This window comes from Cupriavidus sp. SW-Y-13 (assembly GCF_009793345.1).
GTDB lineage: Bacteria > Pseudomonadota > Gammaproteobacteria > Burkholderiales > Burkholderiaceae > Cupriavidus.
Genome location: NZ_WHLX01000001.1, coordinates 893674 through 917013, shown reverse-complemented (window position 1 = coordinate 917013; position 23340 = coordinate 893674). Strand labels below are relative to the sequence as shown.

At 63.1% G+C, this 23340-nt stretch carries 20 protein-coding genes and 1 tRNA gene; 7 read left to right on the top strand and 14 right to left on the bottom strand.

Going from position 1 to position 23340, the window contains the following annotated elements; all coding sequences use genetic code 11:
• Positions 1–173 precede the first annotated feature (173 nt).
• Positions 174–827 (bottom strand): DUF4136 domain-containing protein, encoded by a 654-nt coding sequence (locus GA566_RS04195; protein WP_137922972.1) that lies wholly within the window; start codon positions 825–827, stop codon positions 174–176.
• A 175-nt stretch (positions 828–1002) separates the two neighbouring features.
• Here GA566_RS04195 and pepN point away from each other — a divergent pair, with 175 nt between their 5' ends.
• Both pepN and GA566_RS04185 read left to right on the top strand, forming a co-directional pair.
• The gene (pepN, locus tag GA566_RS04190) at positions 1003–3696 is read left to right on the top strand and encodes an aminopeptidase N (protein ID WP_160471739.1); all 2694 of its coding nucleotides are present in this window, start codon (positions 1003–1005) and stop codon (positions 3694–3696) included.
• Positions 3697–3773: 77 nt separating this feature from the next.
• On the top strand, positions 3774–4796 hold the full coding sequence (locus tag GA566_RS04185; RefSeq protein ID WP_137922970.1) for a class 1 fructose-bisphosphatase: 1023 nt from the start codon (positions 3774–3776) through the stop codon (positions 4794–4796).
• 54 nt (positions 4797–4850) lie between these two features.
• Here the strand turns inward: GA566_RS04185 and GA566_RS04180 are convergent, their stop codons facing one another.
• The 6 genes from GA566_RS04180 to GA566_RS04155 form a co-directional block, all read right to left on the bottom strand.
• Complete coding sequence (locus GA566_RS04180; RefSeq protein WP_349304708.1) at positions 4851–5765, bottom strand: aldose 1-epimerase; 915 nt, start codon at positions 5763–5765, stop codon at positions 4851–4853.
• A gap of 88 nt (positions 5766–5853) precedes the next feature.
• On the bottom strand, positions 5854–7137 hold the full coding sequence (locus tag GA566_RS04175; RefSeq protein WP_137922968.1) for a TRAP transporter large permease: 1284 nt from the start codon (positions 7135–7137) through the stop codon (positions 5854–5856).
• Positions 7128–7700: a TRAP transporter small permease gene (locus GA566_RS04170; RefSeq protein WP_137922967.1), complete on the bottom strand. Its 573-nt coding sequence runs from the start codon at positions 7698–7700 to the stop codon at positions 7128–7130. Before GA566_RS04170 ends, GA566_RS04175 begins: the two co-directional genes overlap by 10 nt.
• An 85-nt stretch (positions 7701–7785) precedes the next feature.
• Positions 7786–8772, bottom strand: a complete 987-nt coding sequence (locus tag GA566_RS04165; RefSeq protein ID WP_202126659.1) for a TRAP transporter substrate-binding protein — start codon at positions 8770–8772, stop codon at positions 7786–7788.
• Between the two features lie 34 nt (positions 8773–8806).
• The gene (locus GA566_RS04160; RefSeq protein ID WP_237380047.1) at positions 8807–9712 is read right to left on the bottom strand and encodes an SMP-30/gluconolactonase/LRE family protein; all 906 of its coding nucleotides are present in this window, start codon (positions 9710–9712) and stop codon (positions 8807–8809) included.
• A gap of 5 nt (positions 9713–9717) precedes the next feature.
• On the bottom strand, positions 9718–10554 hold the full coding sequence (locus tag GA566_RS04155; RefSeq protein WP_137922965.1) for an NAD(P)-dependent oxidoreductase: 837 nt from the start codon (positions 10552–10554) through the stop codon (positions 9718–9720).
• Positions 10555–11233: 679 nt separating this feature from the next.
• Here GA566_RS04155 and GA566_RS04150 point away from each other — a divergent pair.
• Together GA566_RS04150 and GA566_RS04145 are read left to right on the top strand one after the other, a co-directional pair.
• Positions 11234–12295: a porin gene (locus GA566_RS04150; RefSeq protein ID WP_137922964.1), complete on the top strand. Its 1062-nt coding sequence runs from the start codon at positions 11234–11236 to the stop codon at positions 12293–12295.
• Positions 12296–12558: 263 nt separating this feature from the next.
• Positions 12559–12634 (top strand) — tRNA-Thr (locus tag GA566_RS04145).
• Positions 12635–12738: 104 nt separating this feature from the next.
• Here the strand turns inward: GA566_RS04145 and GA566_RS04140 are convergent.
• Both GA566_RS04140 and GA566_RS04135 read right to left on the bottom strand, forming a co-directional pair.
• Complete coding sequence (locus GA566_RS04140) at positions 12739–13170, bottom strand: response regulator (protein ID WP_202126658.1); 432 nt, start codon at positions 13168–13170, stop codon at positions 12739–12741.
• A gap of 274 nt (positions 13171–13444) precedes the next feature.
• Positions 13445–15058 (bottom strand): DUF342 domain-containing protein, encoded by a 1614-nt coding sequence (locus tag GA566_RS04135; RefSeq protein ID WP_160471737.1) that lies wholly within the window; start codon positions 15056–15058, stop codon positions 13445–13447.
• Positions 15059–15268: 210 nt separating this feature from the next.
• On the opposite strand from GA566_RS04135, the gene GA566_RS04130 reads away from it, so the two are divergent.
• Complete coding sequence (locus GA566_RS04130; RefSeq protein ID WP_160471735.1) at positions 15269–16108, top strand: SAM-dependent methyltransferase; 840 nt, start codon at positions 15269–15271, stop codon at positions 16106–16108.
• A gap of 21 nt (positions 16109–16129) precedes the next feature.
• Here GA566_RS04130 and GA566_RS04125 read toward each other — a convergent pair whose 3' ends face one another.
• Genes GA566_RS04125 through GA566_RS04115 form a run of 3 tightly spaced genes read right to left on the bottom strand, consistent with a single transcriptional unit; the run spans position 16130 to position 18697 of the window.
• Positions 16130–16705: a DUF1415 domain-containing protein gene (locus GA566_RS04125; protein WP_160471734.1), complete on the bottom strand. Its 576-nt coding sequence runs from the start codon at positions 16703–16705 to the stop codon at positions 16130–16132.
• A gap of 2 nt (positions 16706–16707) precedes the next feature.
• Positions 16708–18330 (bottom strand): NAD(P)/FAD-dependent oxidoreductase, encoded by a 1623-nt coding sequence (locus tag GA566_RS04120; protein WP_137922960.1) that lies wholly within the window; start codon positions 18328–18330, stop codon positions 16708–16710.
• Positions 18314–18697, bottom strand: a complete 384-nt coding sequence (locus tag GA566_RS04115) for a hypothetical protein (protein WP_160471732.1) — start codon at positions 18695–18697, stop codon at positions 18314–18316. The genes GA566_RS04120 and GA566_RS04115 overlap by 17 nt, the downstream gene beginning before the upstream one ends.
• A 176-nt stretch (positions 18698–18873) precedes the next feature.
• Here GA566_RS04115 and GA566_RS04110 point away from each other — a divergent pair, with 176 nt between their 5' ends.
• Complete coding sequence (locus tag GA566_RS04110) at positions 18874–20331, top strand: PLP-dependent aminotransferase family protein (RefSeq protein ID WP_160471730.1); 1458 nt, start codon at positions 18874–18876, stop codon at positions 20329–20331.
• An 86-nt stretch (positions 20332–20417) separates the two neighbouring features.
• Positions 20418–21917 carry a sensor domain-containing diguanylate cyclase gene (locus tag GA566_RS04105; RefSeq protein WP_137922957.1) on the top strand — a complete coding sequence of 500 codons (1500 nt, stop codon included), beginning with the start codon at positions 20418–20420 and terminating at the stop codon, positions 21915–21917.
• A 68-nt stretch (positions 21918–21985) separates the two neighbouring features.
• Here the strand turns inward: GA566_RS04105 and lpxO are convergent, their stop codons facing one another.
• Positions 21986–22888: a lipid A hydroxylase LpxO gene (gene lpxO, locus GA566_RS04100; RefSeq protein WP_137922956.1), complete on the bottom strand. Its 903-nt coding sequence runs from the start codon at positions 22886–22888 to the stop codon at positions 21986–21988.
• Between the two features lie 124 nt (positions 22889–23012).
• Entirely contained in the window at positions 23013–23318 is a 306-nt protein-coding gene (locus GA566_RS04095; RefSeq protein WP_137922955.1) for a hypothetical protein, read from the bottom strand.
• Positions 23319–23340 lie beyond the last annotated feature (22 nt).

The following is a 23340-nucleotide window of genomic DNA, read 5'->3' as shown; positions in this document are numbered from 1 at the left end:
CATTCTAGCCCAGTCAATACGTGCTGGCGGCCCTTTGCAATGCGCAAATCAAGGTTTTTCACGGGGCTGCGCGCAAAAATCGTGTTGCCGAGTGGCAGGCACTGCGCGTCGTCTCATCAGTGGACGAATGTCGACGAATGCATGCGGCACGCATCCCCTCTGACTTGGCTGCCTTACGGCTTCTTTTCCTTCTCCACTTCGAGCGTGACGCGACGCGGTCTTCCGCTTTCGGCCGGGAAATCCAGGAACGCGCTGCGGATCATGTACGGCATGACACCGGTCAGGCTGCCGCCTTCGGTGGTGTTGCGTGCCGTCACCTGATAGACGCGCTTGCCGCTGGCCGCGTCCTTGAAATAGACGCGGAGGTTCGAGAATGTCACTGGCACGTCGCGTACCACGGTCTGCGGCGGCCAGTATCCCGGCCCCCAGCCATAGGGGCCGTAGGGGCGATACCAGCCATACGGTCCCCAGTAGGGACCCCACGGGCCGTACCAGGGATCGGGGTAGTAGGTTTCCGCCACGCGCACGAAGCCCGGCGTCGCGTCATAGTCCATCGTCACCCGGTAGCGGGCCTGCGCGGCGGGCGTCTGCTCGAAACCAAGGCCGGACAGCGCCTGCGCCAGCCAGAGTTCGTAGGTTTGCCGATCGAGCTGGCCTTCCTGCTGGGGCGCGCGATCAAAGGCATAGGTGCGCGGCGCATCGTTCTGCCAAGTGGCTTCGCGGAATGCGGTCACCTCGGTTGTGATCGTGCTTGCGCACCCCGACAGCCACAGCGCGCCGAGCGCCACCAGGCCCCAGCGTCCCCATCTCAACACGTCTTGCCACATCGCAATACCTCACCCCTGTTGGTCGACCCGTTTCCTCAGACACGAACCGGCTGTGCGAATTCCCATGCAGAAGCTGCCTCAGCGCAAGCCGGCGACCCCTTGGCTACAATGAGGACTTCCCGGACCGTTCCGCACGGCCCTCCGCCCCCGGTCACTCCGAAGACAGGATTTCCCCATGCTGCGCACCGATACGCCCGTTACCGTCTATCGCAAGGACTATACTCCGCCCGCGTTCGCCATCGACCACGTCGAGCTGGTGCTCGACCTCGATCCGCAGCGGACCATCGTCACCAGCACGCTGACCCTGCAACGTACCGCCTCCACGGACGTGCCGCTGGTGCTCACGGGCGAAGCGCTCGAACTGGTTGGCATCCGCCTGGACGGCCATCCGTTCACCGCTTTCAGCCACGAAGACGACACGCTGACGCTGACCGGCCTGCCCGCGCAGGGCACGCTGGAAATCACCGTCGCGTGCAATCCTTCCGCCAACACCACGCTGTCCGGCCTCTATGTGTCGAACGGCAACTTCTTCACGCAGTGCGAGGCCGAAGGCTTCCGCCGCATCACCTACTTCCTCGACCGCCCCGACGTGATGGCCACCTATCGCGTCACGCTGCGCGCGAGCCGTGACGCATGCCCCGTGCTGCTGTCGAACGGCAACCTGCTGTCCGAGCGCGAACTGCCCGATGGGCGTCACGAGGCCGTGTGGGAGGACCCGTTCCGCAAGCCGTCGTATTTGTTCGCGCTGGTAGCCGGCAAGCTCGAACGCATCGAGAAGACGATCCAGAGCGCATCGGGCAAGGACAAGCTGCTGCAGGTCTGGGTGGAGCCGCAGGATCTGGACAAGACACAGCACGCGATGGATTCGCTGGTGCATTCAATCCGCTGGGACGAACGGCGCTTTGGACTGGAACTCGATCTCGACCGCTTCATGATTGTCGCCGTGAGCGACTTCAACATGGGGGCGATGGAGAACAAGGGCCTGAACATCTTCAATACGAAGTACGTGCTGGCCAATGCGGAGACCGCCACCGACGTGGACTTCGCCAATATCGAATCGGTGGTGGCGCACGAGTACTTCCACAACTGGACCGGCAACCGCGTGACGTGCCGCGACTGGTTCCAGCTCTCGCTCAAGGAAGGACTGACCGTGTTCCGCGATCAGGAATTCTCCGCGGACATGATGGGTTCGGAATCGGGCCGCGCCGTGAAGCGTATCGAGGATGTGCGCGTACTGCGTCAGGTGCAGTTCCCCGAGGATGCGGGCCCGATGGCACATCCGGTGCGCCCGGACAGCTTCGAGGAAATCAACAACTTCTACACGGTCACCGTCTACGAGAAAGGCGCCGAGGTCGTGCGGATGTACCAGACGCTGCTGGGCCGCGATGGTTTCCGGCGCGGCATGGATCTGTACTTCAAACGCCATGACGGTCAGGCGGTGACGTGCGACGATTTCCGCGCAGCGATGGCCGATGCCAACGGCCGCGATCTCACGCAGTTCGGCCTGTGGTACAGCCAGGCGGGTACGCCCGTGGTCACCGCGAAGACGCACTGGGATGGCAAGGCTGGCGTGTTGACGCTGACGTTGTCGCAGCGCTGCCCGAAGGTCGGCATCGAAACGCGCGCGGGCTCGCCCGACAAGCAACCGTTCCATATTCCGTTCGCAGTGGGCCTGCTCGATGCCGCAGGCAACGACCTGCCGCTGCAGCTCGATGGCGAATCCCAGGCAACCGATACCACGCGCGTGCTCGATTTCACGCAGGCCGAGCAGACCTTCCGCTTCGTGGGGCTGCCTGCGGGAGACAAGGCGCCCATGCCCTCGCTGCTGCGTAACTTCTCGGCGCCGGTCATCGTCGACTATGAGTACAGCGACAACGAACTGACGTTCCTGCTCGCGCACGATAGCGATGCCTTCAACCGCTGGGAAGCCGGCCAGCGACTGGCCACGCGCGCATTGCTGCAACTGGTGCAGGACGTGCAGGCGAATCGCGAACTGAAGCTCGATCCCGCACTGGTCTCCGCTTTCCGCACGGTGCTGACAGATGGTTCGCTGAACCCGGCGTTCCGCGAGCAGGCGTTGATGCTGCCTGCCGAAGCCTATCTGGCCGAACGCATGGCCGTAGCCGATCCCGCTGCGATCCATCACGCACGATTGTTCATGCGCGAGGGCCTGGCCCGCGCACTCAAGAACGAATGGCTGGCGGCGTATCAATCCAACGCCACGCCGGGCGAGTACAGCCCCGATGCCGACTCGATGGCCAAGCGCGCGCTGCGCAACCTCGCGCTCGGCTACCTGGCGGATTCTGGCGACGCCGACATGCAGGCACTGGCCGATGAACACTATCGCCAGAGCGGCAACATGACCGACCGCTTTGCTGCACTGTCTGCACTGGTCAACAGCTTCGCGCCGGGCCGCGAACACGCGCTGACCGATTACTACGAGCGTTTCGAGAACGACGCGCTGGTCATCGACAAGTGGTTCTCGCTGCAAGGCATGCAGCGCGGCGAAGTGGGTCCGCACGCGGGCAAGCGCACCATCGATACCGTGCGCGCGCTGATGGAGCATCCGGCCTTCAACCTTCGCAATCCGAACCGCGCCCGCTCGCTGATTTTCAGCTTCTGCTCGGGCAATCCGGCACAGTTCCACGCGCAGGACGGCTCCGGCTACGCGTTCTGGGCCGAACAGGTGCTGGCGCTCGATGCGATCAACCCGCAGGTGGCGGCGCGCCTTGCCCGTGTGATGGATCGTTGGCAAAAATACGAAGCGCCGCTGCGCGAGCAGATGCGCAGCGCGCTGGAACGAGTGGCGGCTGCATCGACGCTGTCGCGCGATGTACGCGAGATCGTGGGCAAGGCACTGGCCAGTTAAGCGCCCCAGGGCGACCGAAAACGGGCTGTCCTTAGCGGCAGCCCTGTAGAATGGCGGCCATCCAAGGAGAACGCACCATGTCACGCATCAGCCTCACCCGCTATCTGGTCGAGGAGCAGCGCAAACACAACACGATCCAGCCGGAACTGCGGTTGCTGATCGAAGTGGTTGCCCGTTCCTGCAAGGCCATTTCCAACGCCGTCAGCAAGGGCGCCCTCGCCGGCGTGCTCGGCTCGGCCGGCACTGGCAACGTCCAGGGCGAGACCCAGCAGAAGCTCGACGTCATCGCCAATGAAGTGCTGCTCGACGCCAATGAATGGGGCGGCCACCTGGCAGCGATGGCATCCGAGGAAATGGACTCGTTCTACGAGATCCCGAATCGTTACCCGAAGGGCGAATACCTGCTGCTGTTCGATCCGCTCGACGGGTCGTCGAACATCGACGTCAATGTGTCGATCGGCACGATCTTCTCGGTGCTGCACATGCCCAAGCCGGGCGAGACCGTGACCGAGGCCGATTTCATGCAGCCGGGCACGCAGCAGGTGGCCGCCGGCTACGCAGTCTATGGTCCGCAGACCACGCTGGTGCTGACGGTTGGCAATGGCGTGCACATGTTCACGCTCGATCGCGAGGCTGGCAGCTTCGTGCTGACGCAATCGGACGTGAAGATCCCGGAAGACACCAAGGAATTCGCGATCAACATGTCCAACATGCGCCACTGGGCTCCGCCTGTGCGCAAGTACATCGACGAATGCCTGGCCGGCGAGGATGGCGAGCGCGGCAAGAACTTCAACATGCGCTGGATTGCCTCGATGGTGGCAGACGTGCACCGCATCCTGACCCGTGGCGGCGTGTTCCTGTATCCGTGGGACAAGCGTGAACCCGAGAAGCCAGGCAAGCTGCGCCTGATGTACGAAGCCAATCCGATGGCGTTCCTCGTCGAGCAGGCTGGCGGCGCGGCCACGAACGGCCACGAACGCATCCTCGACGTGCAGCCGACCAAGCTGCACCAGCGGGTATCGGTGATCCTCGGTTCGAAGAACGAAGTGGATCGCGTGACCCGCTATCACCAGGAAGACGGTTCGAAGCCGGTGGTCTGATCACTGGCAATCGAATGAAAACAAGCGGGGCGCCTTCGGGCGCCCCGCTTGTTTTCAGGCGCCAATGTCCCACTGCATGCGCCACGTCACCGACGCATCCGGCTCCAGCCGCCGCAGGCCCGTGCCCTCCCAACCGCGCGCCGCAAGATTCACGGCATCGGCCACATGCGACACCGGTTCCACGCAAAAGAAGTCAGCGCCTGACGGGGCATGCAGCACGAGATGATCGAGCCCTTCGCCGGCACGGATCGTCAGCGCTGCGCCATCGCGGCGCTTCAGTGTGGCCGCGCGCTTCCATGCGCCGTAGTAGCGACTGAAATCACCCTCCGGCAAATCGCGTTCGCGCAGGAAACGCTCGCGCTCCGCCACGGTGGTACGCGCAGTGGCCACGCCTCCGGCGTCCGCAGGCCAGACGTGCGCGGCATCGAACTGCAATCGCATCCCTGGCACGCGGGCAAAGAATGGGTGGAAGCCACCGCCTACAGGCATCGCGTCGTCGCCATCGTTTCGCAAGCTCAGTTCGATTTCGAGTCCTCGTTCGGTGAGTCGCAGGGTCTGCCGCGCACGGAGGGGCCATGGCCAGTCTTCACCGGCCGGTGTGTGGGCGAGCGTCATGACGAGGGTGTCTTCGCTGTCTTCTTCCACGGTCCATGGCCGCGCATGACCGAAGCCGTGCATCGCGTGGGCCTGACCCGGATGAGCGGGCAATTCGATATCGCGGCCGTTCCAGCGAAAGCGGCCCAGACGGATGCGGTTGGAGAACGGCAGCAAAGGATAGCTGCCAGTTTTGGGCCACTGGTGGGCGTCGAAGCCTTGGGTTACGTCGAGTGGAGCCAGCCAGTCGATGACGACGCCGTTGGCACGCGTGGTTTGAAACGATGCCATGCGGCCGCCAAGTGAGGGGGCGATGACGAGGGTGTGGGGGCCGGCCCGGAGGGTGTGGATGGGGCCAGCGGAGAGCAATGGCATGTTCAACATTCCACTTGTTTTTGCTCCCCTCTCCCGCTTGCGGGAGAGGGGAGAACTACAGCGGCAGATTCAACCGCGCTCTTGATACTTACTTCAACAACATCTCCGGCAACCACAGCGAGAACGCCGGCACAAACGTCACCAGCATCAGCGCTGCCAGCAACGCGCCGTAGAACGGCCAGATCGTGCGCATCACCTGCCCCACCGATACACCACCAATCGCGCAACCCACGAACTGCGTGGTGCCCACGGGCGGCGTATTCAGACCCAGCGCGCAGTTGATGAGCATCATCATGCCGAACTGGACCGGGCTCATGCCGTAGTGGATGCAGATCGGCAGGAAGATCGGCGTGCAGATCAGGATCGTGGCTGCCATGTCCAGGAACGTGCCCAGGATGAACAGCATCACGTTGACCATGAGGAAGATCATCCACGGCGTGGTGGACATCGAACTCAGGAACTCGCCGGTCAGCGCAGCCACACCGTACAGGCTGATCATGTAGCCGAACGTAGCGGAGATGCCGATCAGCAGCAGGACCACGCCCGTCGTCTTCACGGCCTTGGCGGCAGCCTTGATGAACTGTTCACGCGTCAGCGAGCGATAGAGGAACACGGTCAGCGTCAGCGCATACAGCACGGCCACCGCAGCGGATTCCGTTGCCGTGAACACGCCCGACAAGATGCCCGCGATGATCAGCACGACGACGAACAGACCCGGCAATGCCGCTGCCAGCGAATGGCCGACGATCTCCCAGCCCGGGAACGAGCCGGCCGGATAGCCTCGCTTGCGCGCCACGAAGTACGCAGCGGCCAGGTTGCAGATCGTCAGGATCAGTGCCGGCAGCAGACCCGCGAGGATCAGCGCGGCGATCGACACCTTGCCGCCCGCAGCCAGCGTGAAGATGATCATGTTGTGGCTGGTCGGCATCAGCGCGCCCACCAGCGAGGCATGCGTGGTCACGTTGACCGCGTAGTCCGCGTGATAGCCCTCTTTCTTCATCATCGGGATCATCACCGCGCCCATGGCCGATACGTCGGCCACCGGCGAACCCGACACGCCGCCGAACAGCGTACATGCCACCACGTTCGACATACCCAGCCCGCCGCGCACATGGCCGGTCAGCGACTTGGCGAAATCGACGATGCGGTTGGCGATGCCGCCGTACAGCATCAGTTCGCCCGCAAATATGAAGAACGGAATCGCCAGGAACGAAAACGCGTTCATGCCTGAGGTCATCTGCTGGAACACCACGGCCAGCGGCAGGCCCTCGTACAGAATCGTTGCCACGGCCGACAGGCCGATGGCAAATGCAACCGGCACTCCGAGAATCAGGAAGCCGAAAAAGCTGATGGTGAGAATGATCAGTGCCATGCCGGCTCCACTTCCGTGCCTTTCAGCACGGCAATCAGGTGTTCGATCGAAAACAGCACGATCAGCACGCCGGCGATGACCGGCGGCAGATAGCGCCAGCCTTCGGAGATGCCGAGCGTCGGCAGCTTGTAGTCGGCCACGGACAGCGCCAGCAGCGCGCAGTTGTAAGCCATGATGGCGCCGAAGCTGCCCACCAGTACGTGGATCAGCAGTTCGATCTTGATACGCACGCTATCGGGCAGCAGCACGAGCAGCGACTCCAGCCCGATATGGCCCGAATCGCGCACGCCCACGGCGCAACCGAACATCGTCACGTAGAGCACCAGCAGCATGGCGATGGATTCGGCCCAGGTCGGCGTGTCGTTCAGCACGTAGCGGCCGAAGACTTGCGTGAGCACGGCCACGACGAGCAGCACCAGTCCGAGGACACCGAGCGCGAGGCAGGTGCGTGCGAGCGTGGCGCAGAGGCGAGTGTAGAAGTTGGCGTGTACGACCGGCGCCTCGATGGCGTCGCCGCGCACGCCCTCCGCCGGGGTGGCCGGCGTAGGGGATGGCGAAAGCATGATGATGGATTCCTGCAGCGATACGACAGCAAAGGGACTGCCCGCGGCCCCGCTTGCTCAAGGGCCGCGGCCACTACGATGAGGCTTACTTCGTGTCCTGCGCGCGCTTTACCAGATCCTTCATCTGGGCGCTGGTGATGAAGCGGTCGTACACGGGCTTCATCGCGGCCTGGAACGATGCCTTGTCCACCTGGATGATCTGCACGCCCGACGCTTCCACCATCTTGCGCGACTTCAGTTCGCGCTCGTCCCACAGCTTCCGCATGAACGGCACCGAATCTTTGGCGGCCTGGCGCACCATCGCTTGGTCGTCCTTCGAGAGGCGATCCCATGCCACCTTCGAGAACAGCAGGATTTCCGGTGCCATCGAGTGCTCGGTCAGCGAGTAGTACTTGGCCACTTCAAACTGGCGCGAGCTTTCATAGCTGGGCCAGTTGTTCTCGGCGCCGTCGACCAGACCGGTTTTCAGCGCGGTGTAGACCTCGCCCCACGGCATCGGCGTAGCGTTGGCATGCATGGCTTCGAGCAGCGAGACCCACAGGTCCGATTGCTGCACGCGAATCTTCATGCCCTTGGCATCGGCCAGCGACTTGATCGGACGCTTGGTCGTGTACATCGATCGCGAGCCGCTGTCGTACCAGGCCAGGCCGATGAAGCCGTTCTTCTCGCACGACTTCAGGATGTCGTCGCCCACCGGGCCGTCCAGCACATGGCGCATGTGTTCGGTGGAGCGGAACAGGAACGGCATCGTCGGCACGATGGTAGCTTCGCAGATGTTGTTCATCGCCGCCGAGTTCACGCGCACCATCGACAGTGCGCCAATCTTGGTCTGTTCGATAGCATCCTTCTCGCTGCCCAGCGAACCCTGCGCAAAGACCTTGACCGTCATCTTGCCGTTGGAGCGTTGCTTGAGCAGCTCGCCCATCTGGCGCACGGCCTGCACCGTGGGATAGTCCTCCGGATGGATGTCGGCGGAGCGGAATTCCACGGCCTGAGCGGCCATCGGCAGGGCCATCGCGGTGGCGAAAGCGGCCATCAGGGTACGCAGGCGAGGGGGCGAAATGCGGGTCATCAGTGTCTCCAGTGTTGTAGTTCTTCGTTCAAAATCAGTCGCGCATGGAATCGCGCAATACCGGCTCCGCAAGGCCACGTACACCAGGGCGTAACGCGACCACGGCGCCGGACAGCGGATCGGTGTCGTCGGTGCGGATCGACGTGACATACAGCGTGTCGAGGCCCGCGCCGCCAAACGCGCACATCGCGGGCTTGGCGAACGGCACGGCCACGCTGCGGTCAAGCCGGCCATCGGGCGTGAAACGATGCACTTGTCCTGCGTCGTTACCGCAAATCCAGTAGCAGCCGTCCTCGTCCACCGCCGCGCCATCGGGACGGCCCGGGTACTTGTTCATGTCGATGAACAGGCGGCCATTCGATGGCGTGCCGGTATCGGTGTCGAAGTCGTAGGCCCACACGGCCTGCCGCGCGGGATGCGAATCGGAGACGTACATCGTGCGGCCATCGGGGCTGAACGCCAGTCCGTTCGGCGTGATCATTTCTTCGCGGACGACATCGAGAGCGCCTGTGCATGCATCGAAGCGATACAGCTTGCCGTCGGTGGCCGCCAGCGACATGTCCATCACCATCGTGCCGGCCCAGAAACGCCCCTGCCGATCGCAACGGCCATCGTTAAAGCGCATGCCACCGTGGCTGTGCTGCACCGTCGCCACGCGTTCGATGGCCGATACCGGTTGCCCCGCCGTCAGCTTGCCGATGCGGAACAGTCCCGTCTCCATCGCCAGCAGCCAGCCACCATCGGCCGTCATCGCCATGCACCCCGCCATCTCGGGCACGGCCCATTGATGGGTCTGTCCGCTCGACGGATCGAAGCGCCACAGTGTGCGATTGGGGATATCGGTCCAGTACAGCGCCGCATCGCCGGCGTGCCAGACGGGGCTTTCGCCCACGCCGCAGCGCATGTCGCCGATGCGTTCGAATTCGGTGTGGCCTGCCATGGCGGTCAGTCTCCGAACGGTCCGGCCTTCACGAAGGCGCCGCCCTGGTACCAGCCTGCCGGATCATCGGCCGGCAGCGGCGGCACCGACTCCACCTTGGCGCGGAACTGCTCGGACGATTCCACGGGCTTGAAGCCCAGCTTCGCCGCCTTGCTGTTGTCCCACCAGCTATCGCGGTTGGCCGACGCGCCATAGACAATCAGGAAGCCGACTTCGGGCACGAAGATCGCGCGCTTGATCAACTGTTCCAGGTCTTCATAACCCAGCCACGTCACCATCATGCGGCGATCCTTGGCCTCCGGGAACGACGAGCCAATGCGCAGCGCCACGGTCTCGATGCCATAGCGATCGCTGTAGAAGCTGCCCATCTGCTCGCCGAATGCCTTGCTGATACCGTAGTAGCCATCGGCGCGCGCTGGCGTATCGGCATCGAGCACCTCGCCCTGCCGGTAATAACCGATCACGTGGTTCGAACTGGCGAACACCACGCGGCGCACGCCATGACGACGCGCCGCTTCGTACAGGTGATAGGTGCCCTGGATGTTGGCCGGCAGGATTTCCTCGAACGGGCGCTCCACGGAGACACCGCCCAGGTGGACGATGGCATCGACACCTTCCACCAGCGCGTGCACAGCCTTGGCATCGGAAAGGTCGCAGGTCAAGACTTCTTCCTGCTCGCCCGCCGGGCCAAGATTGGCGATGTCGGAAACGCGCACCACATCGGCATAACGCTTCAGCCGGTCGCGCAGGACACGGCCAAGGTTGCCGGCCGCACCGGTCAGCAGGATGCGGTGGCAGCGGGTGGCGACGCCATCCAGCGGGTCTTTGAAAGTCTGGGACATGGATTTCGGCTTGCATGGCGCGCGGGTCCTGCTACAGGCGCACTCATGACTAAATTGAGAGTTATTGATCTGTCGTCATACAACGCCACTGGAATCTAATCGCGCCCCGTATTCAGGTCAAGATCACTCTGTCTCAGTGAATTCCCTAGAAGTTTTAAGTTGCAGACATCCAGACTTTAATTGCTGCAATGCGATATTTCTAACTCAAACGAGTGAATTCCCTATTTTGGTGAATGGCGAAATATAGTCGGATAAACACCCTGTAACCCTTATGAATAATGGGATACAGGCTTATTAAGCGATTAGCTAATAAAGCCGATGACAGTCATTTCTCTGCTCCGACTTCACATCGGCAGACGTGGGATTTCCGCTCTGCATCAAGGGCTGGCGGCTGCTGGAATGATTGAACTGGTGTGATTCCACAACGCAATGTCTCATCCTATGTCTTGCGCCGTTATTTTTTTGTAAGGTACGATGTCATCGGACATCAGATCACATGAATTGCCTTTCCCAATTCCATGTTTCGGACGTCCCGGCGCGCGGCGCGCCTTAAATACCGCGCGCCTCCCATGCCCGCCGGTGAAGGAAATGCCTGAGCCAGACGCAGCAGAAGTCAAAGCATTCGCCACCGGCAATTCCACAACAAACGAAATAACAAGCCAGGATGGAGACTCAAACCATGAAGCGAGCCCTTGCGCCCTTCTTCACCACCGCAGCACTCGCGACACTAGGCGTCTCGGCTTCGGCCCAGGCCCAGTCCAATGTCACGCTCTACGGCATTGTCGACACCACGATCCGCTACACCACGAATGAAAACGCCGCTGGCAACGCCAAGGTGCAGATGACCGACGGCGTGCTGACCGGCAGCCGTTGGGGCATGTACGGCGTGGAAGACCTGGGCCGTGGCTATCAGGCGCTCTTCGTGCTGGAATCCGGTTTCTCGCCTGACGCGGGCCAGAGCCTGCAGGGCAACCGCCTGTTCGGTCGCAAGGCGTACGTCGGGATGCAGGGTGATTTCGGCACGGTCACGCTGGGCCGCCAGTTCACGGTGATCCACGAAGTCATTGCCAGCTATGACGCATACGCGCTGGCCAACCTCGCCATCGTCGGCTTCCAGGGTGGCAACTACACGGGCGGCGTGCGCCAGGACAACATGATCAAGTACGCCGGCAAGTTCGGCGGCCTGACCATCGCCGCCCAGCATGCATTCGGCGAGCAGCCGGGCAGCGTGGCGAAGTCGTCCTCGACGGGCGGCAGCCTGACCTACGCGGCCGGTCCGTTCATGGTGGCAGGCGGCTACCAGATCATGAAGGACACCACCACGTACTACGGCGTCACGGTCCCGAACAGCGACCAGAAAGTCTGGACGCTCGGCGGCACATACACCGCAGGCCCGGCCACGGTCTATCTCGGTTACACGAACAGCAACGTGGACAACGCTGGCTACAAGAACCAGGCCGGCTACCTCGGCTTCAAGTACCAGTTCAATCCGGCATGGTCGGTCATCGCGAGCGGCACCTATGACCACCTGAAGACCGGCAGCGATTCGGGCAACCGCTTCACGGGCGCCATGATGCTCGACTACGCATTCAGCAAGCGCACCGACGTCTACCTCGAGGCCGACTACACCACGCTGTCCGACGCCTGGCGCACCCTCGGCGCACAGCCGACGTTCCAGACGCCGTTCTACGGCCACGGCAGCCGTGTGGGCGTGATGGCCGGCCTGCGCCACAAGTTCTGACGCGGCAATCGACACAAGCCGGTCAACGAGAAAAAGGGGGCGACATCGCCCCCTTTTTCCTGGAACGTGGCAGGAATGCCCATGCGATGATTACGCCTGTTGTGACGCGTTGCCCCAGCAAGCTTTGCGAAAAAAATTGCAGGAGGGGCTTCACAAATCCGAGGGGCGCTGCTAAGATTGCTGGCTCTGTTGGACGCGATGCAGATGCAACAAAGCGCAGCAAATCCAGCAAGAAAACAGGTTTCAGACAAGTTTAAGGTTTCGCCGGTGTAGCTCAGTTGGTAGAGCAGCGCATTCGTAATGCGAAGGTCGTAGGTTCGACTCCTATCTCCGGCACCACTTGAAGTAGAAAGGGCAACCCACTCGGGTTGCCCTTTTTGCTTTGGAGCCTGGCTATTGGGCCAATGTTGCCCACCCCATTTGCAAGTGTCCTGCCCTACCGCTCACGACAATGCGGAATGATGCTGGTAGGCGGGCCGCCAGCCATCCCTCGCAGCGGGCATGGGGACAAAGCCATCGTGACCGAGCATCTGGTAGACCACCGCCTCGATACGCTCGATCGATGCCGACTTCGGCAACTGCTCGACCACGCCGCACGACGTGTTCGTCTCCGGTATGCGCAGCCACATGTTGTCCGACAGCAGCAGGATGCGCGCGCTAGGCATGACGTGGTGCAGCCGGCGTAGCAGGTACCAGTTGTCGGCGGTGTCGGCGGACATGCCGAAGACCACGATGGCGGGTTCCGTGGTGTGTTGCAGCGAGACGATGGCAGCGGGTTCCATCACCCGCACCGCACCGATCCCGGCCATGCGCTCCAGCATCCGTTGCATGCCCAGTCGGATCAGCGGCTGGCTTTCGATCACGATCGTGTCCATGGCAATCTCCCCGTATGTGTTTTGAGTGCAGGAGACACCGCAAACCCCGTGCCAGCGGAAAGCCGCTCATCCGATCAGCGTGCACGGCCACACGCGTAACGCCCGCAACCCTTGAAAACCCGGGCTTTACGGGCAGTTGGGGCGCCGCGCCATGCGACTTCCTGGCTGCCACGGCCGGTCATCCCCGACGTTACGCGTGACGTAACGCGTGACGTAACGCGTCACCCTTCCCGGCGTAACGCGTGACGCGGAATACACGAAACGCGCGGCGGGGTCAGCTTACCGTGATGCGATCCTCGACCACGCGCACCTGGCCGCCGGACTTGTCCTCCATGACCTTCAGCACCTTGTGGCCCACCTGCAGCGTCACGCCACCGTGGATACGTCGGCTGGCCGCGATCACGGCATCGTCGGTCGGCTTGATCTGCTCGTTGAGCTTGGCGATTTCCGCATCGAGCTCGAACAGTTCCCGATTGATCTTGTACATCGTGGCCCGAGCCTTCTCACGGACGTCGCCCTGTGCGCGCTCGGGATGCTTGGCAAAGAACGCCACCAGCTGCTGCAGCTTCGCCTGATCGTCGAGTACATGGCGGCGGCGCGCTTCCAGATCTGCCTTCTGCTCGTCAGCGAACGGATTCAGCCCAACATGCACGGCGGTGGCACTGCCGGCGGGCGCGCCCAGGATGGCGGCACTGACCGCCTGCAACGCACGCGTGCGTCCGCCACTGATACTGCCCTGCCCCGTCGGCGTGCCGACCGCCACGCGCTCGCCCGCCGAGACATCGCTCTGGCGGATACCGCTTTCGACAATGACCTCGGTGGCCGCCTCGACAATCGCGTTCTGGATGAAGCGCGCATGCACGGCACCCTTGCTGCGCACGCTGGCGATTTCACTCGGGGCACCGCCATGGGCGGCTTCCGCCTTGCCGATGATACCGCCCTTGACGATCACATCGCCGCCCGCTTCCACATGGGCAGCCTCGATCGTGCCTTGCACCACCACATCGCCGGTCACGCGTACGGTCATGCCCGTGCGGATGTCGCCCGATACCCGCAGCGAGCCATCGAACGTGACATTGCCCGAATGCAGGTCCACGGCCTCCACGTCCACCACCGGGCTGACGATCACGCCATTGGGCAGCACGCGGGGCGAGCCAGCGATCACCGCCAGCAACAGGTTCGGATCATTGGGATCGACGGCCACGCCGGTCATGTCCGCAGCGAACGGGGTGTCCACCACCGCGTCGGCGGCAATCGGCTTGCCGAGCACGTCCATGCCGTCCTTGCCCAGCCGGGCGGGCGTGCGGCGCATCAGCGCGGTGCCCGGATTGACCAGCAGCAGGCTGCCGAGATCGCGCAGATCCACGCGATCGTCTTCGTTCTCCACCTGGGCAGGCCGGGGTTGCTGGACCAGGCTGTCGAAGCGCGCCGTCTCGCCCTGCACGGGCGCCACGCCACGCGCAATCTCGCGGCCTTCGCAACTGCCTGCTTCGAGCGCTACGCCAATGGCGGCAGAGTCGAGCAGTGCCACGATCTTCATTGACGCTGCCGCTGCCGCGATATCTTCCTCGGCTATCGGACGTCCACCCTCGGGCGGCATCAGCGTCAGCAACAGTTGCAGCTTGTCTGCAGTGATTTCCAGTTCGAACGCACCGTCCAGCACGCTGCCGATCACGGCATCGATCTCGCGATCGGTCAACTGGCATTGGGTCAGGAAACCCGTCACGGCAGACGGGTCGAGGCGCGCCCCCTCCCAGCCATGATCGGCCAGTTCGGCGTCCAGCGCCGCCCGGTCGGGCGGCAGGCGCCCCGGCTCGGGCGCAAAGCATGCTCTAACCTGATCGCCGGGTTGGCTCAGCTCCAGGCGCAATCCCATGTCCGCTGTCATGGCTCCCCACTTTCTCGTTCTAAAGTGGCGACAGCCGGCCAGGGTCGATGCCCCGAAGGTTTTCCGCAAAACCCGCCGCAACCGCGCCAACTCTGCTTGTCGTGATCCACAGATCAACGGCAGGAAGCGAAGTGAACTTTAGCCCACAAAAGTAGGGGGCCCTGGTTTTCGGTAAACTGTCGCCCTTTCCAGCATCACCCCCACACCCTGATGTCCAGCCAGAACGAAGTCCGCCCGGGACAATCCATCGAACTGCTCAAGGAGCTTCATATCCTGACGCGCGATGGCAAGATGAACCAGGACAGCCGCCGCAAGCTCAAGCAGGTCTACCACCTGTTCCAGTTCATCGAACCGCTGCTGCGCGAAGTGAAGGACGCCGGCGGCGCCGTCTCGCTGGTGGACCACGGCGCCGGCAAGTCGTACCTCGGCTTCATCCTCTACGACCTGTTCTTCAAGGATCTGAAGGACACCTCCCACATCTACGGGATCGAAACCCGCGAGGAACTGGTGGCCAGTTCCGAGGCGCTGGCAAAACGTCTGGGTTTTCCGGGGATGTCTTTCCTGAACCTGTCGGTCGCCGATTCGATCGAATCGTCGGTGCTGCCGGAGACGGTCGATGTCGTCACGGCACTGCATGCATGCAACACCGCCACCGACGATGCCATCCGCTTTGCACTAGGCAAGCGCGCGCAGCATATCGTGCTGGTGCCGTGCTGTCAGGCCGAGGTGGCTTCCGTTCTGCGCAAGCACAAGGGCCGCATGCTGGCGGGCAATCCGATGACGGAAATCTGGCGACATCCGCTGCACACGCGCGAGTTTGGCAGCCAGTTGACCAATGTGCTGCGCTGCCTGCAACTGGAGGCGCACGGCTATCAGGTCAGCGTGACGGAACTGGTGGGCTGGGAACACTCGATGAAAAACGAACTGATCATCGCCCAGTACAAGGACCTGCCGCGCCGCCGTCCGGCCGAGCGCCTGCAGCAAGTGCTGGAATCAGTGGGACTGGAAGAACTGCACGAGCGGTTCTTTACTGATACCGCTGCGGCATAGCAGCGGCTGCCCTCCGGCGGGTCAGAGATCGCTCTTGCCCGCCATCCATTCGAGCCAGCCGGCGTGTCCCAGCCGGCGCAGCGTCTCCATGTTCCGCTCGTAGATATCTTCAGCTTCGGGAAATACCTCCGCCGCACGCGCGATGCTGTCTTCGCGCAGCAGATGGAAGATCGGATACGGCGCGCGATTCGTATAGTTCTCGATATCGTCCGGCCCGGCCCCCTCGAACTGATACTGCGGATGGAAGCTCGCGATCTGCAGCGTGCCATCCAACCGCAGGCTCTGCAGCAATTGGTCCGCCACGTAGAGAAAGTCGTTGTAGGCGAGGAAGTCCGACAGTGCATGCGGCACGATCAGCAGCGTGGTGTCGATGGCCTCCGGATCGGATTCCACCAGCAGCGTCAGCTCGCGCTCCAGTTCATCGAGCAGGTCCTCGTCGCGCGTGGCATCGCTGACCACGTAGCGGACCTGCCCTTTCACATGCACGCTCTTGGCAAACGGACACAGGTTCAGGCCGATCACGGCACGCGTGAGCCAGTGCCTGACCTCGCCGGTGATGCGAGCGACGTCGTGATCGTCACGAGTGCTGTCCGTCATCGTCACTGCCCGTTGGTGATGTGCAGCGCCACGGCTTCGGCCACTTCGATGCCGTCGATCGCCGCCGAGTAGATGCCGCCGGCATAGCCCGCACCTTCGCCCGCCGGATACAGGCCACGCACGTTGATGCTCTGGCAGTCGTCACGGTTACGGCGAATCCGCAGCGGCGACGACGTACGCGTTTCCACACCGGTCAGCACGGCATCGTGCATCGCAAACCCGGCAATCTTCTTGTCGAGTTCCGGCAGCGCTTCGCGAATGGCATCGATCACGTAGTCCGGCAGCGACGTACTCAGGTCGGTCGGCGTCACGCCCGGCTTGTACGACGGCTCCACCGAACCCAACGCGGTCGATGCGCGGCCCGCCACAAAGTCGCCGACCAGTTGGGCCGGTGCGCGATAGTCGGCGCCGCCCAGTTCGAACGCGCGCTCTTCCCACTTGCGCTGGAAGGCGATACCCGCCAGCGGGCCACCCGGGAAATCCTCGTCGGGGGTGATGCCCACGACGATGCCGGCGTTGGCATTGCGCTCGGCACGGTAATACTGGCTCATGCCGTTCGTCACCAGCCGGCCCGGCTCCGACGCCGCCGCCACCACCGTACCGCCCGGGCACATGCAGAAGCTGTACACGGCGCGGCCATTGCTGGCGTGATGCACAACCTTGTAGTCGGCCGCACCCAGCAGCTTGTTGCCAGCAAACTTGCCGAAACGGCTACGGTTGATCAGGCCCTGCGGATGTTCGATGCGGAAGCCCAGCGAGAACGGCTTGGCCTCCATGAACACGCCACGGTCATGCAGCATGTGGAAGGTATCGCGCGCGCTATGGCCCACGGCCAGGATCACGTGATCGCACGCCAGGTAGTCCCCATTCGACAGCTTCAGGCCGCGCACATGGCCATTGTCGATATCGATATCGTCGACGCGTGTCTCGAAGCGGATCTCCGCACCCAGTTCCAGCATCTCCGCGCGCATCTTCTCGACCATGCTGACCAGCCGGAACGTGCCGATGTGCGGACGCGCCTTGTACAGGATGTCTTCGGGCGCGCCTGCGCGCACGAATTCCTCCAGCACCTTGCGGCCATAGTGCTTGGGGTCCTTGATCTGGCTATAGAGCTTGCCGTCCGAGAACGTGCCCGCACCGCCTTCGCCGAACTGCACGTTCGACTCGGGGTTCAGCACATTCTTGCGCCAGAGGCCGAACGTATCCTTGGTGCGCTCGCGCACTTCCTTGCCACGTTCGAGAATGATCGGGCGAAAACCCATCTGGGCCAGGATCAAACCGGCCAGCAGGCCGCACGGCCCAAGCCCGATCACCACGGGCCGCAGCTTCGGGCCGCCTTCGGGTGCCTTCGCCACGAAGTGGTACGCCATGTCAGGCGTCACGCTCCAGTTCGGCTTGCGGAACATCCGCTTGATCGCCGCGGCTTCGTCCTTGACCTCGATGTCGATGATGTAGGTCAGCTTGATATCGTCGCGCTTGCGCGCATCGTGCGCGCGGCGGAAGACGGTGAACTTGACGAGGCCGTCGCCCTTGACACCGATTTGAGCGAGATGGCTGCGCACGGCAGCCTCCAGGTCGCCCTCGGCATGGTCGAGCGGGAGTTTGACTTCACTGAGACGTAGCATGGGGTACCGATTGTTCTGCGGCCTTGTCGTCTGGTGGCCGGGCGTTACCCAGCAGGAGGCCAGAACGGCCGAGCCGGGATTTTATCAGCCGCCACAGGCTTGGGCGCGGCGGCAGCGCCATGATCTGCAACTGCGCAGCAGAATGCGCCTCGATCCGATACCAGCCCGCCTCTTCGATCACCTGCACACCCTCTCCATCGAGTTCGCTCCCGACAGTGAAGATGCCGCCCGCCAGCCAGCGCGGCGCGGTGTGCAGGGCAATGCGCCCCGCACTCACGCGCACCACCACGCCCGAGGTCAGGTGAGTCATGAGACTTTGCCCGGCTGCAAGGCGAAGGGTCCGGGTGAAGATATCGGGGGCTGGCATGGTGTTTCTCCTGGCAACATTTCGAGCCTCCAGACTATCGGCCGGCCTTTCCCCTCAACAGGCACAAGCGTTTGAGCACGATGCCAGAACAGATACGATGATTTTGCTCTGTTACGATACAGAACCCCTGAATCTGTATCTGTTCCGGACATCGCCCGCGCGCGATGATGCCTCCCATGTCTGCCGTACCCTCCGCCCTTCGTGCTGCATCCGCCCCGCTCTACCAGCAGGTGGCGGGACACTATCGCCAGGCCATTGCGGCCGGCACGCTGACCACGGGCGATCGCATGCCGTCCGTGCGGACGCTGATGGGACTCCACAACGTCAGTTTGTCCACCGCCCTGCAAGCGTGCCGGGAACTGGAAGCGGCCGGTTTGCTGGAAGCGCGCCCGCGCTCCGGCTACTTCGTGGCGGCCCCGCAGCGCCCTGCGCTAGCCCCGATCGAGGAGCCCGCCCCAGGGCTGCCCGACCCGGCACAGTATGTGGGCATTCACCAGCGTATTTCCGCGATCCTTGCCCGCAGCCGCCACCACCAGGTCAACCTCGGCGGTGCGTGTGGCGCGCCGGAGTTGTATCCGGCCGACGACCTGCGCCACGCCGCCATCCGCGCGCTGCGCAAGCAGCCCGACCTCTTCGGCAGTTCCGTCGAGGCTGACGGCCATCTGGCCTTCCGCGCCGCACTGGCCCGGCATGCGCTGCGCCACAAGATCCATGTATCGCCGGAAGAGATCGTCGTCACCCATGGCGCCACCGAGGCGCTGACGCTCGCGCTGCGCGCCGTGGCCGTGCCAGGCGACATCATCGCGGTGGAGTCGCCCACCTACTACGGCCTGCTGCAGATCCTGGAGAGCCTCGGCATGCAGGCACTCGAAATCCCGTGCAGCCCGCAGACCGGGATCTCGCTCGAAGCACTGGAACTGGCCGCGCAGACCTACGACAACATCAAGGCGGTCTGCGTCGTGCCCAACCTGCAGAACCCGCTGGGCTGCGTGATGCCCGACGCCCACAAGCAGCGGCTTGTGGCATGGTGTGCCGCGCGTGGCATCGCCATGATCGAGGACGACTGCTGCTCGGCCACGTTCGATGACGATGTGCCGCTGACCGCCGCCAAGTCCTGGGATACGACCGGCACCGTCATCCACTGCGCGTCGCTGCACAAAATCCTCGCGCCCGGCATGCGGCTCGGCTGGATCACCGGTGGCCGGTGGCAGGCGCGCGTGGAGATGCTGAAGTTCGGGCTGTCTCGCCCCAACGAGATGCTGACCCAGATCGCCGTGGCCGAGTACATGGGCACCGGCGCGTTCGAGCGGCACCTGCGGCGTCTGCGCACGCAGCTCCGCATGCAGCGCGAGTGGGTAGCGCAAAAGGTAGCCGCGACATTCCCATCCGGCACGCGGCTGACGCTGCCGCGCGGCGGGTTGCACATCTGGCTGGAGATGCCCGCCAATGTCTCGTCGGAAGCCCTTTTCGAACAGGTGCTGCGCGACGGTATCCGCGTGATGCCCGGCGCGATGTTTTCGAACTCCAACCGTTTCAATCACTACCTGCGACTCAACTGCGGCAACCTCCGCACACCTCAGCTAGAGGCCGCGCTCGACACCGTGGCCGCCGCCGCACGCCGCCTGGCGGCCTGACCAGCGTGGCGCGGACGCCAACAGGCGTTTCGCTCCCGCAAGATTTCTCCCCAAGTGAGGCGCGCTCGCCTATCCTAATGCGCGATATGCCATCCATCACAACAAGGGAGAAGAACTTGGGGCACGCATCGGTCGCCGCACGGCTCGACAACGACTATCAGACCCTGTTCCAGCTCGCGCCCGTCTCGCTCTGGCTGGAAGACTTCAGCGCAGTGCGCCAGGCGTTCGACGCGCTACGGGCCGATGGCGTCTCCGACCTGCGGGGATACCTGCGCGAGCATCCGTCCGAAGTGGCCCGCTGCTCGGCGCTGATCCGCGTGCTCGACGTCAATCGCCGCACGCTGGACCTGTTCCGCGCCAGTGACCTGGCCGACCTCGTCGCCAACCTCGACACCGTGTTCCGCGACGACATGTTCGACCAGCACGTGGAGGAACTCGGCCAACTCTGGGATGGCGGCCAGCACTTCGAGAGCCAGACCGTCAACTACACGCTCGATGGCGACCGGCTCGACATCCGCCTGGAAGCCAGCGTCATGCCAGGCCACGAGCATGACTGGTCGCGCGTGCTGCTGTCGATCGAGGACATCACGGCACGTGTACGCGCCGATCGCGAGCTGCGCCGCAGCCAGCAATACGCGCGCGGACTGTTCGAACATTCGCCGGTATCGCTATGGGTGGAAGACTTCAGCGTCGTGAAGATGCTGCTCGACGAAGTGCGGGCTGCGGGCATCACGGACTTCCGCACCTTCCTGAACGTCCACCCCGATTTCGTCTCGCGCTGCATGCAGGAAATCCGCGTGCTAGACGTGAACCAGCAAACGCTGTCGATGTTCGGCGCGCCCAGCAAGGACATCCTGCTGTCGCGCCTCGGCGACGTGTTCCGCGACGACATGCGCATCCACTTCGCCGAGCAACTCGTCGATCTCTGGCACGAGAAACTCTGGCAGCAACGCGAAGTCATCAACTACGCGCTCGACGGCCGCGCGGTCGATGTCTTCATGCAATGGTCGGTCTTCCCCGGCTGCGAATCCGACTGGGATCAGGTGCTCGTATCGCTGACCGATATCACCGCGCGCAAGAAGGCTGAAGCCTACGTGGAGTTCCTGGGCAAGCACGACGTGCTGACCAAACTCTACAACCGTGCGTACTACGAGGACGAACTGGCCCGCCTGGGCCGCAAGGGCCCCTGGCCCGTCAGCGTGATTGCCGTAGACCTGAACGGCCTGAAGATCATCAACGACCAGTTCGGCCATAGCGATGGAGACGCCCTGCTGCGCCGCACCGGCGAAGTCCTCAAGAAGGCCGTGGGCGAACAAGCCTGCATCGCCCGCATCGGCGGCGACGAATTCATGGTCCTGCTGGCCGGCCGCGACGAACGTGGCGCCGCCACCGTGGTCGAGCAGATCGAGGAAGTCGTGGGTCTCAACAACCAGTTCTATCCCGGTGCGCGACTGTCTTTCTCCATCGGCGCGGCAACCTGTTCACAAGGGGACCGGCTGACGGACACGGTGAAGCTATCGGACAGCCGGATGTACGAAGCCAAGCGTGCGCACTATGAAGCGTTGGGCAATGAGCGGCGAGGATAGTACTGCTCGATCGCCCAACAAAAAAGCCGGCAATTCAGCCGGCTTTTTTAATACAACGTCCCGTTCGATCAGAGGAAGACGATCAACGCCACCCCACCGATGATCAGACCGAACTTCGTCATCTTGTACACGGTCTTGTTCCATGCCTTGAAGCGGCGACGGTACTGGCCGCCGAGCCAGACAAAGCGGAACAGCTTGTTGATCATGCCGGTCTGGTCGGTATCGTCATTCGGCGAGCTGGCTGCCGTCATGACCTTGCGGCCCATCCAGTGGTTAACGGCCGCGGCCCAGCGGTAGCGCATCGGACGTTCGATGTCGCAGAAGAGGATCAGGCGATCGGTCTCGCTGCGGTTCTCGGCCCAGTGCAGGTAGGTCTCGTCGAAGACCACGCCATGACCATCGCGCCAGCTATGACGCTCGCCATCAACCTCGATAAAACAGCGGTCGTCGTTCGGCGTGGAGAGACCCAGGTGATAGCGCAGCGAACCGGCAAACGGATCACGGTGCGGATTGAGTTTGCCGCCCGGCGGCAGTTCGGCAAACATCGCCGCCTTGACCGTCGGCATCTCGCGCAGCAGCGCTACGGTATTGGGGCACAGCTGCTCGGCGGACGGATGCTGGGCTTCGTACCACTTGAGGTAAAAACGCTTCCAGCCGTACTTGAAGAACGAGTTGAAACCGGCGTCATCGTTCTTGTCCGCGGCCTTGATCTTGCGCATCGCGATCAGCGCCAGGCCTTCGTCGCGAATCTGCGGCCAGGCAGCGCGCAGCTTTTCGAGATCAGGAAAACGCTCGACGGGAATATACGGCGTGCGCGGTACCCCCGAGAACAGATACATAAAGCAATTCACGGGCGCAACCAATGCCGAATGGTCGAGCATCTGGCGCATGAACGGCAACCTGACCTTGCCGCGGAAATGCACATACAAGATGGCACCTACGTAAGCCGCGACGATAATCCACTTGATCACCCGAATTCTCCAAGACAGGCCCACCCAACGGATCGTCCGAACGGGTAGAAACGCCGTATTTTAGCGAATTGGCGCGCTTCGCGCAGTGTGTGCGCAAGTCACCACATCGATAATCGATGCGGGATTATCCCCGCGATTGCCGGGAAATCCGGTCGATCAGCACCCGGGCATCTTCGGCCTTGCCCATCAAGGTCAGCAGGCGCGCATTGAGCACGATGTTTTCGAGCACGAGCTTGGCGGTGGAGACCCAGAGTGTTGCCAACAAGGCATCCTGCGACATGCCCGACGACTCCAGTTCGATGGACCGCTCGGCAATCAGCTTGCACGCCAGCGCCCGCAGCTTGACGTCGTCGAACGGCAGGTTGGCGTAGTCGATGGGATCGGCCTTCTCCACTTCGATGATCAGTTGCAGCAGCATGTCTTCAGTCATCCCGGACTCCTGGAGATGGGCA